The organism is Capnocytophaga sp. oral taxon 329 str. F0087 (assembly GCF_000213295.2).
Lineage (GTDB): Bacteria > Bacteroidota > Bacteroidia > Flavobacteriales > Flavobacteriaceae > Capnocytophaga > Capnocytophaga leadbetteri_A.
Genome location: NZ_KN389989.1, coordinates 4824 through 19477, shown reverse-complemented (window position 1 = coordinate 19477; position 14654 = coordinate 4824). Strand labels below are relative to the sequence as shown.

The following is a 14654-nucleotide window of genomic DNA, read 5'->3' as shown; positions in this document are numbered from 1 at the left end:
ATATTCAATGGAAACACTTACTTCCCCTGTAGGACTGATTGTTATTTTAGCTATCGTCCTTTTCGTTACTATCTCGTCATTAGTGGCGCGCTACAAACGCTGCCCTTCTGACAAAATTCTTGTTATTTATGGTAAAACAGGGGGTACTTCTGCTAAATGTATTCACGGTGGGGGTGCCTTCGTATGGCCTGTTATTCAAGACTTTGCTTACTTAGACCTGCGTCCGCTATCTATCGAGGCAAACCTTACTAACGCCCTGAGCCGTCAGAACATACGCGTAGACGTGCCTTGCCGCTTTACCATAGCTATTTCTACCGAAGCTGAGAATATGAATGCAGCTGCCGAGCGCCTTTTGGGTATTTCACCTGAGCAGATACAAGAGCTGGCTAAGGATATTCTATTCGGTCAGTTGCGTTTAGTAATCGCTACGATGACCATTGAGGAAATCAACTCAGACCGCGATAAGTTCCTCGAAAACATCTCTAAAAACGTCGATAGCGAGCTTAAAAAGATTGGTTTGAAACTCATCAACGTAAACGTAACCGATATTAAAGATGAGTCAGGCTATATAGAAGCGCTTGGTAAAGAAGCAGCAGCCAAAGCGATAAACGAAGCCAAAATAAGCGTGGCTGAACAAGAGAAAATAGGGGAAACTGGTAAAGCACTTGCTGACCGAGAGAAAGATACCCAAATAGCTGAAACACACCGTGATAGAGATGTGAAGATCGCTATTACCCAAAAAGATAAAGAGATTAGCATAGCTGAAGCTAAGAAAGACGAAACGGTAGGTATCGCCGAAGCTAAGAAATTTGAATCTATTGGTAAAGCCGAAGCCGATCGCGATAGCCGTATCAAGATTTCAGAAGCCAATGCGGTAGCTATCAAAGGGGAAAACGAGGCAAAAATAGCCATTGCTAACTCTGAAGCCCTGCGCCGCGAAAAAGAAGCTGAATCATTGCGTATAGCTATTTCAGCAGAAAAAGTACAACAAGCAAAAGCCCTCGAAGAAGCGTATTCTGCTGAACAAAAAGCCGAATCAGCTCGTTCTGAACGCGAGCGCGCTACTCAAGTAGCCAACATCATCGTACCTGCTGAAATCGATAAGCAACGTGCTATTATCGAGGCGCAAGCCGAAGCTGAACGCCTTCGCGAGAAAGCTAAAGGGGAAGCAGATGCTATCTATGCAAAAATGGAAGCTGAGGCGAAAGGTTTATTCCAAATTCTCACCAAGCAAGCCGAAGGATACAAAGATGTGGTGGGGGCTGCTGGTGGCGATCCTACCAAGGCATTCCAACTCCTCCTTATCGAAAAACTTCCTGAATTGGTTAAAACACAAGTAGAAGCTGTTAAGAACATCAAGATTGACAAAATCACTGTTTGGGATTCTGGCAAAGGCGAAGATGGCAACAACTCTACCGCTAATTTCGTATCAGGAATGATGAAAACTGTACCTCCGCTCAACGACCTCTTCAATATGGCTGGTTTAAACCTCCCTACTTACCTTGTCAAAGACGGCAATGTCAATAACAAATTGTCAGAGGCGAATGAAAATACCAAAGACGAAGTACAAAAATCATAAAACAAATAACTAACAACTGACTTTGGCAAAGTTTGATACTTTGCCAAAGTCTTTTTTTACTAATAGCTAATGAAACACCTTATTACCTATCTTTTATTGTTTAGTTCAGCAATTATGCTGGCACAGAAGCCTCAATTTACTAATGCTAAACTTGATGCTGCAACTGTATATTTTAATGCGGCTGAACTTACTCACAGTCTAAGTGCCAACCTCAGCAAAGGAACTAATGAAATAGTAGTAAAAAATGTAGCTAACAACCTAAATGAAAGTACACTCCGTATTTTAGCTCCAAAGAATGTAACAGTACTTTCTGCTCAGTTTACTACTGATAACTATACTGACAATTTACAACCTAAAAACAAGCAAATAAAAGACAGTATAGCATTGCTCAGCAGTCAAATAGACAAACTAAACAACCAAATAACAGCCGAAAAGCAAATAATAGAGTTTATCAAGGAAAATAAAAAGGTTTTAGGGAGCAATACATCTCTAAATGTAGCTGAATACACCAAGTTTATCAACTATTCCAAGGAAGAATTAATATCTTCTCTTGATAGAGTAGATGTTTATACCGAAAAGCAAAACAAATTACGCACACTTCAATACAAATTAGAGCAGCGTCTGAAAGGAGAAGTGAGCAAGGAAGAAACTCTTTCTAATGGCAAAATTGTATTGCAAGTAATGAGCGAAATGCCCCAAAAAGCTGATTTTGTGGTTAGCTACATCACACCAAACGCCACTTGGACTCCTTTTTATGATCTTCGTGCAGAGAATATCAACAGTCCATTAAACTTAGTGTACAAAGCCCAAATAAGACAGAATACAGGGGTGGACTGGAAACATATCAAGCTGAGCCTATCAAGTGGCAACCCTAATGAGCAGAACGAAATTACCTTATTGCATGCTTGGTATCTTCGTTTTGGCAGTCGTTATACTGAACGGCAAACGGCTTATATTGCCAATTCTCTTTCTTATAAAAAAGAAGTTAAAGATACTGAAAAGAATGTAATGAATGAGGTTAGTATGGATAGATATACTGAAGTAAATGAAAGTCAGCTCAACACCTCATTTGATATAAATACGCCTTATGATATTCTTTCCAACGGCAAAGAACATAGCGTATCACTTAAAGAACTCAAGATTAAAGCTAAATACGAGTATTATGCAGCTCCACGCGTAGATAATGGCATATATTTGATAGCCTTAGTTGATGATTATTCCCAGTACAATCTGCTTGCCGGTGAAGCTAACATCATCTTTGAAGATATGTATGTAGGTAAAACGATGATTAATCCACATCAGACTACCGAGAGTATGCAGCTAACGATGGGCAATGACAAGAAAATAAGTGTAAAACGCGAAAAAGTAGTTGATAAGTCCGAAACTAAGTTCATTTCTAGTAATAAAGAGCAGACTTTTACGTATGAAATAACAGTAAAGAACAACAAAAAAGAGGCTATCGACCTAATAAAACTAAAAGATCAATACCCTCTTAGCTCTGATGAGAAAATACAAATAGAGCTTTTAGAGTCATCAAAAGCTGAAATCAACACAGAAACAGGCATTCTTACGTGGAATACAAACTTAAAAGCAGGAGAAAGCAAGAAGTTCCGCATCAGTTATAAGGTAAAATACCCTAAGAATGAAATAATAAGTAATTTATAAATATTAAATCATTAGTGATTAGCCATAAAAAAAGCAGTTGGAAAATATCCAACTGCTTTTTTATAACTAATAGCTAAAGACTATGTACTAATAAAGTCCTTCTACAGACCAGTAGCGTTCGCCGGTATCATAGTTTACGGTTAGGATACGAGCGTTAGGATGTTTTTCAAGCACTTTGGCTACTGCTGCCAAGGCTGCCCCTGTAGAAATACCTGCCAAAATACCTTCTTGTTTAGCAAGGCGACGTGCATAGTCATATGCTTCTTCTTTTGAGATAGCAATAACTTCATCTACTACCGCAGGATTATAGTTATCAGGTATAAAGCCTGTACCTAAGCCTTGCAAGGCGTGAGGACCTGGTTTACCTCCACTTAGCACCGCTGATTGGTCAGGCTCTACTGCTACTGTTTTAAGGTTAGGGAAATGTTGCTTAAGTACTTTTGATATTCCAGAAATGTGACCTCCTGTACCTACTCCTGTTACAAAATAGTCAAACCCTTCTGGGAATGATTGTAAGATTTCTTGTGCTGTTGTAGCTTCGTGTACCGCAGGATTTGCAGGATTTTGGAACTGCTGAGGCACCCAATAGTTAGGATGTTCAGCCGCAAGCTCAAGTGCTTTAGCTACTGCTCCGCCAGTACCTTTTTCTTTAGGAGTAAGAACCACTTCAGCTCCGTAAGCAGCCACTAATCTACGGCGTTCTATACTCATCGATTCTGGCATTACTACTATCAGCTTATAGCCTTTTACAGCTGCTACAAGTGCCAATCCCACCCCTGTATTGCCTGAGGTAGGCTCAACTATTACGGTATCTTTTTTAAGGACACCTTTAGCTTCAGCATCTTCTATCATTGCGAGCGCGATACGGTCTTTGATACTCCCACCAGGGTTCAAACGCTCCAATTTAATAAATACGTTGGCTTTTTCGCCAAACAATCTGTTGATTTTCACTTCGGGTGTATGCCCGATAAGTTCTAAAACATTTTTGTACGCCATTATATAAAATATTAAAATTATTAAATTACAAAATTAATTGGTTCTTCATACACTTCATTGTCTTTCACTATTATCTGTCCTTTATGAAAAACCTTAGTAAAAGGCTCTATACTGCTGGTTAGCCATACATTACCCCCTATAATACTATCGTGTCCTATAACAGTTTCGCCACCCAGAATAGTAGCCCCTGAGTAAATCACCACATTGTTGCCTATAGTAGGGTGACGCTTAGTATGAGCTTTTTCTACCGATACTGAAAGTGCCCCCAAGGTTACACTTTGATATATCTTTACATAGTCGCCTATTACAGTTGTTTCTCCGATTACGGTACCTGTACCGTGGTCTATCATAAAAGGTACTCCTATCTGTGCTCCTGGGTGAATATCAATACCTGTTTTGCTATGAGCGTATTCAGTAAGTATACGTGGCAAAAGTGGTATATGTCGTTGCCATAGTTCGTGAGCAATGCGGTACACCATTATAGCAAAGAAACCGGGATAAGTAATTTGCACCTCGCGTAGTGAAGCTGCTGCAGGGTCGCTCTCTATAAAATACTGAGCATCTTCTTTAAGTTTATTATATATATCAGGCAAAATACAGTCGTAATAATCACCCACTTGCTGCTTTTGATATTCTTCCACTATAAAATCATCTACTATAGTAATAAAATCGTATTTCAAGTTGTGATAGCGCGCCTCTATATTAGCCTTAGATAAACAAGTTCGTTCATCTATCAAAAACAAGAATTGAAATAGTTCTTCTACAAAAGTAGTAATATTCTGTTTGCTCACGTGATGTTGGAGCGTTTGGCTTTCTTTATAGAGAGCTTCTATAAAACTATCAGCACAATTCACTTTTGTCATATCTAAAAAAATAAACCCCACTAACTTTTAAAGCAGTGGGGTATGTTAATAATTCTTATAAAAATATCACTATTTCTAAGAAATGACCAACAAGGCACTGCCTTTTTGTAGGGTGCAACACATTGTCATCATCATATAAATAGCTAATTTCATTTTTGTTCTTTATTCTATTTAACGGGGCAAAGGTAAGAATAATTTTCTAATATACAAATAAAAAGTAAAAAAATATTTATTTTATTTTATAAAAGAAAGAATAGTCTCTAAACGACGTAGAGTTTCTTCTTTGCCAATAAGTTCTATAATATCAAACACGTGAGGGCCTTTTAGTTCGCCTACCAATGCTAATCGCAGAGGAGGCATCACTTGTCCAAAACCTAACTGTTTGGTTTCCATATAGTTTTTAACAGCTTCCTCTAAGGCTACAGAATTAAAGTCTGAGGTGTTTTGCAACACTTCTATAACTTCTCTCACTATGGTAGGGGTGTTTTCTTTCCATTGTTTCTTCACAGCCTTTTCATCATATTTTTTTGGAGCTTCAAAGAAAAATTTACTAAGTTCCCAGAAATCTGCCACAAAAGTAGCGCGCTCTTTAATGAGAGAAACTATCTTTTCTACTTTGGTAGAAGCTACTTCTATGCCTTTAGCTATTAATTCCTTCTGAAAAGTTGCTGCTAATTCAGCATCAGATTTCTTTTGTAGATATTGGTGATTAAACCATTTTATTTTCTCAGGATCGAAGCGAGCTCCTGCCTTGTGTACTTTCTCTAAATCAAACAGCTGTATGAGTTCATCCATACTAAAAATCTCTTCGTCATTCCCTGGATTCCATCCTAGAAGTGCTAAGAAATTAATGAGAGCTTCAGGAAAATACCCTTCACCACTAAAACCTTTTAGTGTTTCGCCATTTTCTGTCCAATCCATTGGAAAAACAGGGAAACCAAGTTTAATACCATCACGCTTACTCAACTTACCATTACCTACAGGCTTAAGAATAAGAGGTAAATGAGCAAAAGCAGGAGCTTGCCAACCAAAAGCACGGTATAACAATAAGTGTAATGGCATAGAGGGTAACCATTCTTCTCCTCTTATGACGTGGGTAATTTCCATTAGGTGATCATCTACTATATTAGCTAAGTGGTAAGTAGGCATACCATCACTTTTGAAGAGTACCTTATCATCTAAAGTGCTAGTATCTATCGTCACTTCGCCACGTATCATATCACTCATTTTAAGTATCTCTTTTTCAGGCATCTTAAAACGAACTACATAAGCATCGCCTTGTGTTAATCGTTGTTGTACCTCTTCAGAAGTTAGTGACAACGAGTTTTCTAAAGTATTACGAGTAGCCCAATTATATATAAAAGTATCTCCTTTTTCTTCACATTCTTGACGTGCTTTCTCAAGGGCTTCAGCTGTATCAAAAGCATAGTACGCCCAACCATTATTTATCAGGGTATCAGCGTATTGTTTATATAGAGGCTTACGCTCACTTTGGCGATAAGGAGCGTGTTTTCCTTCTTTTCCTACTCCTTCATCATAAGTAAGCCCTAACCAGTTCAGCGAATTAATAATATATTGTTCAGCCCCCTCTACATACCTATTTTGGTCGGTATCTTCTATTCGAAGCAAGAAATCACCGCCGTGTTTTTTAGCAAATAAATAATTAAACAGAGCCGTACGTACGCCTCCAATATGCAATGCCCCTGTAGGACTTGGGGCAAACCTTACTCTAACCATTTTTTTCTATAATAATTTTAAATCTTTAATCACTCTAAAAGCTACATTTACGTGTTCTTCTGGCATCACTATTGTAAATTCATTAGTCGTAGAAATTACCTCATTTAAAGTAACACCCTCCCACGCTAAACGCTGAAAAATGAAATAATAAATACCTGGCACAGACACATTTTCTTCAGGCAACTTCACACTTATTGACCCCAATTCAGGAAATTTGTACAAGCAGCGTTCTTTTCTAAAAATATCTTCTACCAACTTTTCCATCGTATTACTGATAATAAGGCTGGTTTCGTTTATACCACGTGTAGTAGCATAAAATATTTCTCTATCTTGCATTCTGCTCATTAACTCTGCTTGGCAGTTCATTAGGGTTTGCGAGGCTAAATAAGTGTAGTCTGTTAGATTAGAACGCACAGTTATATCACCTATATTCTTGAGCACCTTCACAATACGATGGGTAGACCTAAACTCCATATCTACTGATAATCGCTTGAGTGCCATCACTATAGCACCATTTCGTACCTCGCGATTACTATTTTCTTCTTGAATCTCCTTCCGAATAATTCGTGCTAACGAAGTAAGGTTAATAATACCCTGCGAAAGGGCTGTCTGCAAGAATGGTTTGGTTTTAATATAATGCTCTACTGAAGCTGCCACGGTTTTCATAATAGTCTGATTTATAAAATTGTTACAAAGGTATCAAAAAAAATCTATTTAGCAAACAAGGAAGAATTTTTGTGTCTATTTTAACACTTTTCAAAAAGGATAAAAAGCATCCTCTATATAATTAATATTGTATTCTACGTTATTTTTTACTATCGAAATAATATCAAACTGTACCTCTACATCTAAATCTTTTCGTCGTACATAATAGTTGGCTGATTTGACTAATAGGTCTATTTTGCGTTGATCTACAAACGATTCAGGCTCACCGTATGCGGTTGAACTACGGGTCTTTACCTCTACAATGTGCAAAATATTACCTTTTTGTGAGATAATATCAATCTCTGCATGACCATACCTAAAGTTACACTCCAAAATAGTATGCCCTTCTTTTGTCAGAAAATCTACAGCTTCTCTCTCTCCTTCTTTGCCAAAATCATTATGCGCTGCCATTGTCTTTATCTAAGATATAAATTAATCTATTACTACTATTACAAAACGATAATCAAAAGGGTTGAAGTCTGATACTAACTCAGAAATAAGTGTTTTACCTTTAAGAAGATAAAAATCACTAAAGTTAGAAAAGCGTTCTTGTAATATTCCATTCGGGAAAAGTTCACTTTGCAAATGAATAACACGCTCTAATTCCTCTAAGAACTTGCGTTTTTGAGCCTTTAAAAGTCTTTTTTCAAGCTTATCTAAACCTTTTAGTTGCCGTACTTCTTGTGCTTTTACTGCATTTTCAAAGGTAATATCTGTTTTTTTTGCCAACAGATGCAAATCTGCAAATTGTTGAAGTAAAACGGCTTTTTGAGCAGAAAAATCTATAGGAAACTCACTTAGCTGCTGTACCTTTAGATTCTTTAAATCCTCTGGTTTTAAAAACAAATCAACAGGATGAAGTTTTAGTTTTTCTATTCTCTCATACTGTCTTTTTGATACTAACATAGCTGAGTTACGCAGCATCAGCATAGGAAAAGGTACTTCTTGCTTATTGAAAAATCGTTTTAGCTCTAACCAATACGCTATTTCTCCGCTTCCTCCGATATAAGCCAAATTAGGTAGTATTACCTCCTGATACAAAGGGCGCAATATCACATTAGGAGAAAAACGTTCAGGATAACTATTCAACTCTTCTAAAATAGAGGCTTCAGTAAATTTTATATCAGTATTTAGCACTTCAAAGCCTTCAGAGGTACGCACTATCCTATTTCTACCTCCTTTAGTTAGATAAAACATATTTATCTCGCGCGGATTGACTTGTATAGGATAAGCTGCATCTAACGCTTGCAGATCTGCTATCGTTTTTTCTACTTCTTTTTATGCCGTATGATTGAACAAATCTTCCTTAATATAAGGAATAAACAGTTGTTTCAAATCTTTATCATTACCATCAATCACTACTACCCCGTATTCTTCAAAAAGTGCATTCACTAAATAGCGAGTAGCTTCGGCCAAATTATGATGCTTCAAATAACTATCGCGGAACAGAGTCTTTAATTCTTCAGCATTTTTACCCAAGCCTATTGCTTTATCAAAAGTTTGAAAAACAGCATCAAGAGTATCAGTAGCAAAGTTACCAGTAGCTCCTGTCTGCTCACTATTCCAACAAATTGTTCTATTATTTAAATGAAAATGGTTTATTTCATCAAAATCGTGATCTTCAGTTGCCATCCAATAGATGGGCACAAAGTGAAAATCGGTATAAAACTCTGAAAGTCTTTTAGCAGTATTGATAACCGAAATAATTTTGAAAATGAAGTACAGATGCCCCGTAAATAAACTTAACTGATGCCCTGTAGTAATAGTAAAAGTGTTCTTTTTAGCTAAAAGCTCTATATTTCTTAATACTTTGGGTGATGTTTTCACCTCAGCATATTGTGCTTTTAGGCTTTTTACTAATACGGCACGAGTATCAGCTGAAAAATAAAATTCTTTTTCATCTATCTGTTTTCTAAACTGAAACAATTCAGGGAAATTGTTATAAAAAGAACGTACCTTTTCCTCTTCACCTAAATAATCGGTGATGAGTTTTGAGAAGAATCGTATTTCTTGGTAAGGAATATGTGCCGTAATCATACTTTTTCTATCTAAGGGTTAATCATCATCTAAAGATGAATCATCAGGAATATCTAAAGAACTGACTCCTATTTCGTCTTCTTCATTATTCATAAAGTCATCATCCTCATCAAAATTTTCCATAGTATCTGCCAAACGTGTACTCACCTTCACTAAATAAATAGTATCTTCAGTGCGTACTTCTAAGGCGTCAACTGTTTCGTTTTTAGCGTTTTTAAAACGAATAACATCTGCATCAGTATATCCTTCAGGATACTTCTCTACCAACATTGATAAGATTTCATTGGTAAGTTTATTGTAATCAACTATAATTCGCTTCATAATTAATATTATCTTTTTCGGCGGCTAATGTAAGGCATTTTTTATAATTACAAAATAAAAAACGTACTTTTTTTTATTTTGTATTATCTTTGCCCCGACAAAAGTCTTATATTCACTATATTAATCATAAAAGATATGCAGTTATTCTATCACCCAAACATTGATAAAAATACCTCTAATTGCTTTTTCGACAAAGAAGAAAGCCAGCATATAGCAAAAGTCTTGCGCAAAAAACAAGGCGATACTCTTCATATCACTAATGGTAAAGGATTCCTTTTTGAGGGACAGCTTAGCTTTGCTTCGCCAAAACAATGCGAGGTTAGTATACTAAAATGCCAAGAGCAGATACATCGTCCTTATCACCTGCATTTAGTTGTAGCTCCTACTAAAATGAACGAGCGCTACGAATGGTTCTTAGAAAAAGCGACTGAAATAGGTATCGACGAAATTACCCCTATCATCTGCCAACATTCTGAACGTACTTCGTTGAAGTTAGAACGCTTTGAAAAAATCATTCTTTCTGCTATGAAACAGTCCTTGCAATGCTACCTACCCACACTTAATTCTCCTATAACATCAGCTGCTTTTTTTAAACAAATGATGACAGATACATCGGATAAATATATAGCACACTGCCAAGAAAATGAAAAAATATTGCTTTCAAACGCTCTCACCCCATTGAGTGAGCGGATTACGATACTTATAGGTCCTGAAGGAGACTTCTCTGAAGAAGAGATTAGTACGGCTATCGCACAAGGTTTCCGCCCTATTTCATTAGGAGATACTCGCCTGCGTACTGAAACAGCTGCCATAGTGGCCTGCCATACTGTACTAACAGTTAACGAACTGAGAAATAAGTTATAATCTAATCTTATGACCAATTAGCGGCGTTGTAAGTAAAGCTGTGATTGAGCATAGTCAATCACAGCTTTTTTCTTTAATAGTATATCAGCTCCTATAATTCCTTGTACAGGTTCTGCTCCAAACTCGGCAAGAGCCCTATTGATGTGTGATAAATCAAAAATCAATAAAGGTTGTTTCTTAATAATTACATCGCCTATCTGCAGCAAGTTGCCAACTGAAGTTTGCGTTTTGAGTGTGTCAGTCCCTGCGCCTGTCGCTCTTATTTCAGACCTTTCAGCTATCAACTCGAAATAATCAGCCCAATTCTCGCCTATACATGTATTAGAAGCTCCTGTATCTAAAATAAATCGACCGCTTTTGCCGTTCACTCTCGCATATAAAATAAAATGTAAAGTGTCAATACTCTCTAAAGACACTGACACATAGCCTTTTTTCTTTATGAGAAACTTCTTTAATGTATGCCCCATTTATTTTTTACTTCTGTCACTACCTCTTTAATATTTTGCTCTTTAGCCTTAGGATAAATAAGCAAAACATCCTCTCTGTCTACAATGATGTAATCTTTTAGTCCGTCAATTATTACATATTTTGAACTTTCAGTACGAACAATATTATTTTCAGCATCTCTGAGTAGGGTTTGCGCATTGATAACTGCATTTTTTTGTTCATCTTTTAAAGTTTTTTCATACAAAGAGCCCCAAGTGCCTAAATCATTCCAATCAAAATGAGCTGGAAGCACATAGATATTAGTAGAAGGTTCTAGAATAGCGTAATCTACCGATATATTTTCAGCCAAACCGTATGCACTAGCAATAAAATCTACCTCATCTTCTGTATTATATACATTTTCGCCTCTTGTAAATAGCTCATACATCTCTGGTTGATATTTTTTATAGGCAGTTAGTACTGTATCGGCTGTCCATATAAAAATACCAGCATTCCACAAGAAATTGCCTTGCTTAAGAAACTCTTTAGCAGTAGCATAATCAGGTTTTTCTCGAAACTGACTCACCTTTTTGATAGCTATCTCTTCGTTTTTTTCATATTGTATATAACCATAGCCGGTATTAGGGAAAGTAGGCACTATACCCAAAGTAAGTATATTATCAGCACGTTGTGCAGCATTAAAACAAGAAATCACATCATGCATAAAGGCTTTTTCATCTTCTATCCAAGCATCGCTAGGGGCTACAATCATTACTGCCTTGGGATTGCGTTTGTTTATTTTCATCGCTGCATATAATATACAAGGAGCCGTATTGCGCATACAAGGCTCTAACACGAGGTTTCGAGGCAATATATTAGGTATTTGTTCTTCTACTATACTTTTGTATCTTTCATTAGTGAGTATCAGTATATTCTCTTGAGGAATAAACTTCTGAAAACGCGCATAAGTACGTTGCAAAAGTGTCTGCCCTGTACCCAACATATCGTGAAATTGTTTAGGATATTCGGTAGTACTCACAGGCCAAAAGCGTGAGCCAACCCCTCCTGCCATTATCACTGCATAATAATTATTTACCACATTGGTAATGTTTGCCATAGTATTGTTTGTTAATTAATTTTTTATTAGTTCTACTTCAGCATGAGGTTGAAAAATATATTTCTTCCCCGTACTTAATTCTATACAATCGTAACATTTCACACGACGTTGCCCTTTTCTGAACACACGTCCGTCTTTTATTCTAAAAGTGCTTCCTATAGGCAACTGATAGATAAAATTTACTGTTTCGCCACTATCATACTGCTTGAGTGCAATAGCTAAAACAGGGTCTATATCACTGCTCGACATAGGGTTAAGAAAATGTCGGAGCAGTACACTGAGTAACTGCTGAGGAAATATTTCAGGTATAATAAAAGGCTTCATCAGCTGTTGAAAAGTATATTTCCATTCTATTCCGTGAGGTTTTATTAACTTACCATATTTTTCAAACGCCAACAAGTGGGCTACTTCGTGTATAAAAGTAATCAAAAAACGATATTTATTAGCAGTAGCATTCATTGTTATGAGATGTTGCCCGTCTGGAAGTTGCCTATAATCCCCATGCCTTGTTTTTCGCTCATTTACTATTTTCAAATATATTTTATTTGCTTTAATCAGTTCAAAACAAGGAGTTACTGCATTTTCAGGCAAATATTTTGCAAGTATCTCTTTCATCTTATTACACATATTTATGTGCAGCATCGTATTGTATTTCAGTAAGTTACGGACTACTTAGTACCGTTATTTTACTATTTTTTGACACACTGCCGACACAGTGTTTTGCATTGTTTCCTGTTTATTTACAAGTGTTTTGCGGGGCTCTCCCCTCTTCCCTCGCAGCTTAAAAGCCTTTCGCAGCGCGAGCGCAGCTCGCCACAACAAACCGTTGGGCGCAGCCCAACACCTTATTTCTTATGTTCTTTTGGGGGGCAACTCTTTTCACCTCCCCTATTCACCCCCTCTTTAAGTTTTAAAAAATGTTGCAACTTAGACAACCAAACGAACGGGGCGTATATTTCTATTATTTTATTTTCTCTTATAACTTACTATATATCAATACATTATAAAGAGAAAAAGAATAAAGAATACAGTAAAAAAGCGGTTGCAAGAATGGTTGTAAGATTGGTTGCAACTTTTTTTACGGTTGCAAGAATTCTTGCAACCTTCTTTACTTACTTTATCGGTTAATCATCATTTTCTTGTCTATCAATACTTTCAAACAGTTCATCTAAAGTATGAAGAAACGTATCTATAGCACCCTCTTTGTTATACAGCTCTTTTTCTATGTCTATTTCATTTAAGCTATACATTCCATTTATGTTATGGGTGAGTTCTAATTTCAAAAAACCACGTTCTTGCCTTATCTCTAATAGATAACCGGAACCCAAATTTTCGTCTTCAGGTTCATCTGTAAGGAATATTTCTATTTTTCCTTGCTCTTTTATTTCATAGCGTGAAAACACACCCTCATCTTCCCCAATTTTTATAGCAGGATAGACAACAGAATTATAAACACCCTCTTCTATAAAGTATATTTTATTAATCTCATCAATACGCCTTTGTTCAGCTTCTTTTTCTTGAGCAGCTAATATATTACTTCTGTTTTTCAAATACTCTAAACTCATTCTATTACCAGTTTTGCGTTTTTTACTTCTCTCCCATTACTAATTTCAATAAATGTTCACGCTTATCTGCCGATATTTCAAAGGTAACAGACACCTTATCGGCATTACCGACCACAGTTTCACTATCCACATACTTTTTAGGATAGGTAAATATATCCGCCACTTCCATTTGCAAGTTACTTGCAATATTTGAAAGTTGCCATAAACTTAACTGCAGGCTTCCGTTGAATATCTTACTCATCTGAGTATCTCCAGTCTCCGCATATTCCGCTATCGCTTTTTGTGTTAAGTGCCTATCTCTCATTATAAGCCGCAACTTTTCTACAACAGGGTGGATTTCCTTTATTTCTGTCTCTTTATCTTTCATAGCACTACAAAGTTAAGAATTGAAAATCATATAGTTATAAAAATAATTGCAATATATTTTCACTTTTTGAACAAAAAACTTGCAAATATTGAAATAATATGTCTATATTTGCAGCCGTAAGTGAATACCAAAAGAGCCGACTAAAATAGACGCCTCTTTTGGCGACAAATATACGAACTATTTTCGACAATTAAAACAGAAACCAAAAAAAGAAACGCTATGAACCAAGAGAGACCTCAAAAAGACACCATCGAAACACCCCTAACCATCGACATTCGCACTTGTAGCTACAACCCCGAAGTACGCGCCGGCAAAGCCCCCATTACTGCATTCGATGTACTACAATGGCTGCACGCTAATACAGACAGTGGCATAACCCCCAATATCACCGCTGACGGCTCTATATGTCTTA

Annotated in this window: 15 protein-coding genes and 1 pseudogene; 4 read left to right on the top strand and 12 right to left on the bottom strand. The window is 36.7% G+C overall.

What is annotated here, in order from left to right:
* The first annotated feature begins 7 nt into the window (after positions 1-7).
* The gene (locus HMPREF9074_RS02670) at positions 8-1579 is read left to right on the top strand and encodes a flotillin family protein (protein ID WP_009389753.1); all 1572 of its coding nucleotides are present in this window, start codon (positions 8-10) and stop codon (positions 1577-1579) included.
* Between the two features lie 69 nt (positions 1580-1648).
* Complete coding sequence (locus tag HMPREF9074_RS02665; protein ID WP_009389751.1) at positions 1649-3244, top strand: DUF4139 domain-containing protein; 1596 nt, start codon at positions 1649-1651, stop codon at positions 3242-3244.
* Positions 3245-3331: 87 nt separating this feature from the next.
* Here the strand turns inward: HMPREF9074_RS02665 and cysK are convergent, their stop codons facing one another.
* The 7 genes and pseudogenes from cysK to HMPREF9074_RS02630 form a co-directional block, all read right to left on the bottom strand.
* Positions 3332-4240 carry a cysteine synthase A gene (gene cysK, locus HMPREF9074_RS02660; protein WP_009389750.1) on the bottom strand — a complete coding sequence of 303 codons (909 nt, stop codon included), beginning with the start codon at positions 4238-4240 and terminating at the stop codon, positions 3332-3334.
* 20 nt (positions 4241-4260) lie between these two features.
* The gene (locus HMPREF9074_RS02655; protein ID WP_034539614.1) at positions 4261-5103 is read right to left on the bottom strand and encodes a serine O-acetyltransferase; all 843 of its coding nucleotides are present in this window, start codon (positions 5101-5103) and stop codon (positions 4261-4263) included.
* A gap of 234 nt (positions 5104-5337) precedes the next feature.
* A complete protein-coding gene (gltX, locus tag HMPREF9074_RS02650) occupies positions 5338-6840 on the bottom strand; it encodes a glutamate--tRNA ligase (RefSeq protein ID WP_009389748.1) in 1503 nt (500 codons plus the stop codon).
* Positions 6841-6846: 6 nt separating this feature from the next.
* Positions 6847-7506, bottom strand: coding sequence for a hypothetical protein (locus HMPREF9074_RS02645; protein WP_009389746.1), 660 nt, complete (start codon positions 7504-7506; stop codon positions 6847-6849).
* Between the two features lie 90 nt (positions 7507-7596).
* Positions 7597-7956 (bottom strand): YraN family protein, encoded by a 360-nt coding sequence (locus HMPREF9074_RS02640; RefSeq protein ID WP_009389745.1) that lies wholly within the window; start codon positions 7954-7956, stop codon positions 7597-7599.
* Between the two features lie 21 nt (positions 7957-7977).
* Positions 7978-9582 (bottom strand): annotated as a pseudogene (gene bshC / locus HMPREF9074_RS02635) (bacillithiol biosynthesis cysteine-adding enzyme BshC).
* A gap of 18 nt (positions 9583-9600) precedes the next feature.
* Positions 9601-9903, bottom strand: a complete 303-nt coding sequence (locus HMPREF9074_RS02630; protein WP_009389741.1) for a hypothetical protein — start codon at positions 9901-9903, stop codon at positions 9601-9603.
* A 135-nt stretch (positions 9904-10038) separates the two neighbouring features.
* Here HMPREF9074_RS02630 and HMPREF9074_RS02625 point away from each other — a divergent pair, with 135 nt between their 5' ends.
* Positions 10039-10767 carry a 16S rRNA (uracil(1498)-N(3))-methyltransferase gene (locus HMPREF9074_RS02625; protein WP_009389739.1) on the top strand — a complete coding sequence of 243 codons (729 nt, stop codon included), beginning with the start codon at positions 10039-10041 and terminating at the stop codon, positions 10765-10767.
* A 17-nt stretch (positions 10768-10784) separates the two neighbouring features.
* On the opposite strand, the gene HMPREF9074_RS02620 is transcribed toward HMPREF9074_RS02625, so the two are convergent.
* The 5 genes from HMPREF9074_RS02620 to HMPREF9074_RS02595 form a co-directional block, all read right to left on the bottom strand.
* Positions 10785-11234, bottom strand: coding sequence for a retropepsin-like aspartic protease (locus tag HMPREF9074_RS02620; protein ID WP_009389737.1), 450 nt, complete (start codon positions 11232-11234; stop codon positions 10785-10787).
* Positions 11219-12292, bottom strand: coding sequence for a mannose-1-phosphate guanylyltransferase (locus tag HMPREF9074_RS02615; protein WP_034539625.1), 1074 nt, complete (start codon positions 12290-12292; stop codon positions 11219-11221). Before HMPREF9074_RS02615 ends, HMPREF9074_RS02620 begins: the two co-directional genes overlap by 16 nt.
* Before the next feature lie 33 nt (positions 12293-12325).
* Complete coding sequence (locus tag HMPREF9074_RS02610; protein WP_034539624.1) at positions 12326-12925, bottom strand: SprT-like domain-containing protein; 600 nt, start codon at positions 12923-12925, stop codon at positions 12326-12328.
* A 509-nt stretch (positions 12926-13434) separates the two neighbouring features.
* The gene (locus HMPREF9074_RS02600; protein WP_009389733.1) at positions 13435-13875 is read right to left on the bottom strand and encodes a hypothetical protein; all 441 of its coding nucleotides are present in this window, start codon (positions 13873-13875) and stop codon (positions 13435-13437) included.
* Between the two features lie 22 nt (positions 13876-13897).
* A complete protein-coding gene (locus HMPREF9074_RS02595) occupies positions 13898-14242 on the bottom strand; it encodes a helix-turn-helix domain-containing protein (RefSeq protein ID WP_009389732.1) in 345 nt (114 codons plus the stop codon).
* 219 nt (positions 14243-14461) lie between these two features.
* On the opposite strand from HMPREF9074_RS02595, the gene HMPREF9074_RS02590 reads away from it, so the two are divergent.
* Positions 14462-14654, top strand: a 193-nt coding sequence (locus HMPREF9074_RS02590; protein WP_198133039.1) for a hypothetical protein, incomplete at its 3' end; no start/stop codon positions are given.

Coding starts and splice junctions, on each gene's coding strand:
- HMPREF9074_RS02670 (WP_009389753.1), top strand. CDS start 8: ATGGAAACACTTACTTCCCCTGTAGGACTGATTGTTATTTTAGCTATC.
- HMPREF9074_RS02665 (WP_009389751.1), top strand. CDS start 1,649: ATGAAACACCTTATTACCTATCTTTTATTGTTTAGTTCAGCAATTATG.
- cysK (WP_009389750.1), bottom strand. CDS start 4,240: ATGGCGTACAAAAATGTTTTAGAACTTATCGGGCATACACCCGAAGTG.
- HMPREF9074_RS02655 (WP_034539614.1), bottom strand. CDS start 5,103: ATGACAAAAGTGAATTGTGCTGATAGTTTTATAGAAGCTCTCTATAAA.
- gltX (WP_009389748.1), bottom strand. CDS start 6,840: ATGGTTAGAGTAAGGTTTGCCCCAAGTCCTACAGGGGCATTGCATATT.
- HMPREF9074_RS02645 (WP_009389746.1), bottom strand. CDS start 7,506: ATGAAAACCGTGGCAGCTTCAGTAGAGCATTATATTAAAACCAAACCA.
- HMPREF9074_RS02640 (WP_009389745.1), bottom strand. CDS start 7,956: ATGGCAGCGCATAATGATTTTGGCAAAGAAGGAGAGAGAGAAGCTGTA.
- HMPREF9074_RS02630 (WP_009389741.1), bottom strand. CDS start 9,903: ATGAAGCGAATTATAGTTGATTACAATAAACTTACCAATGAAATCTTA.
- HMPREF9074_RS02625 (WP_009389739.1), top strand. CDS start 10,039: ATGCAGTTATTCTATCACCCAAACATTGATAAAAATACCTCTAATTGC.
- HMPREF9074_RS02620 (WP_009389737.1), bottom strand. CDS start 11,234: ATGGGGCATACATTAAAGAAGTTTCTCATAAAGAAAAAAGGCTATGTG.
- HMPREF9074_RS02610 (WP_034539624.1), bottom strand. CDS start 12,925: ATGAAAGAGATACTTGCAAAATATTTGCCTGAAAATGCAGTAACTCCT.
- HMPREF9074_RS02600 (WP_009389733.1), bottom strand. CDS start 13,875: ATGAGTTTAGAGTATTTGAAAAACAGAAGTAATATATTAGCTGCTCAA.
- HMPREF9074_RS02595 (WP_009389732.1), bottom strand. CDS start 14,242: ATGAAAGATAAAGAGACAGAAATAAAGGAAATCCACCCTGTTGTAGAA.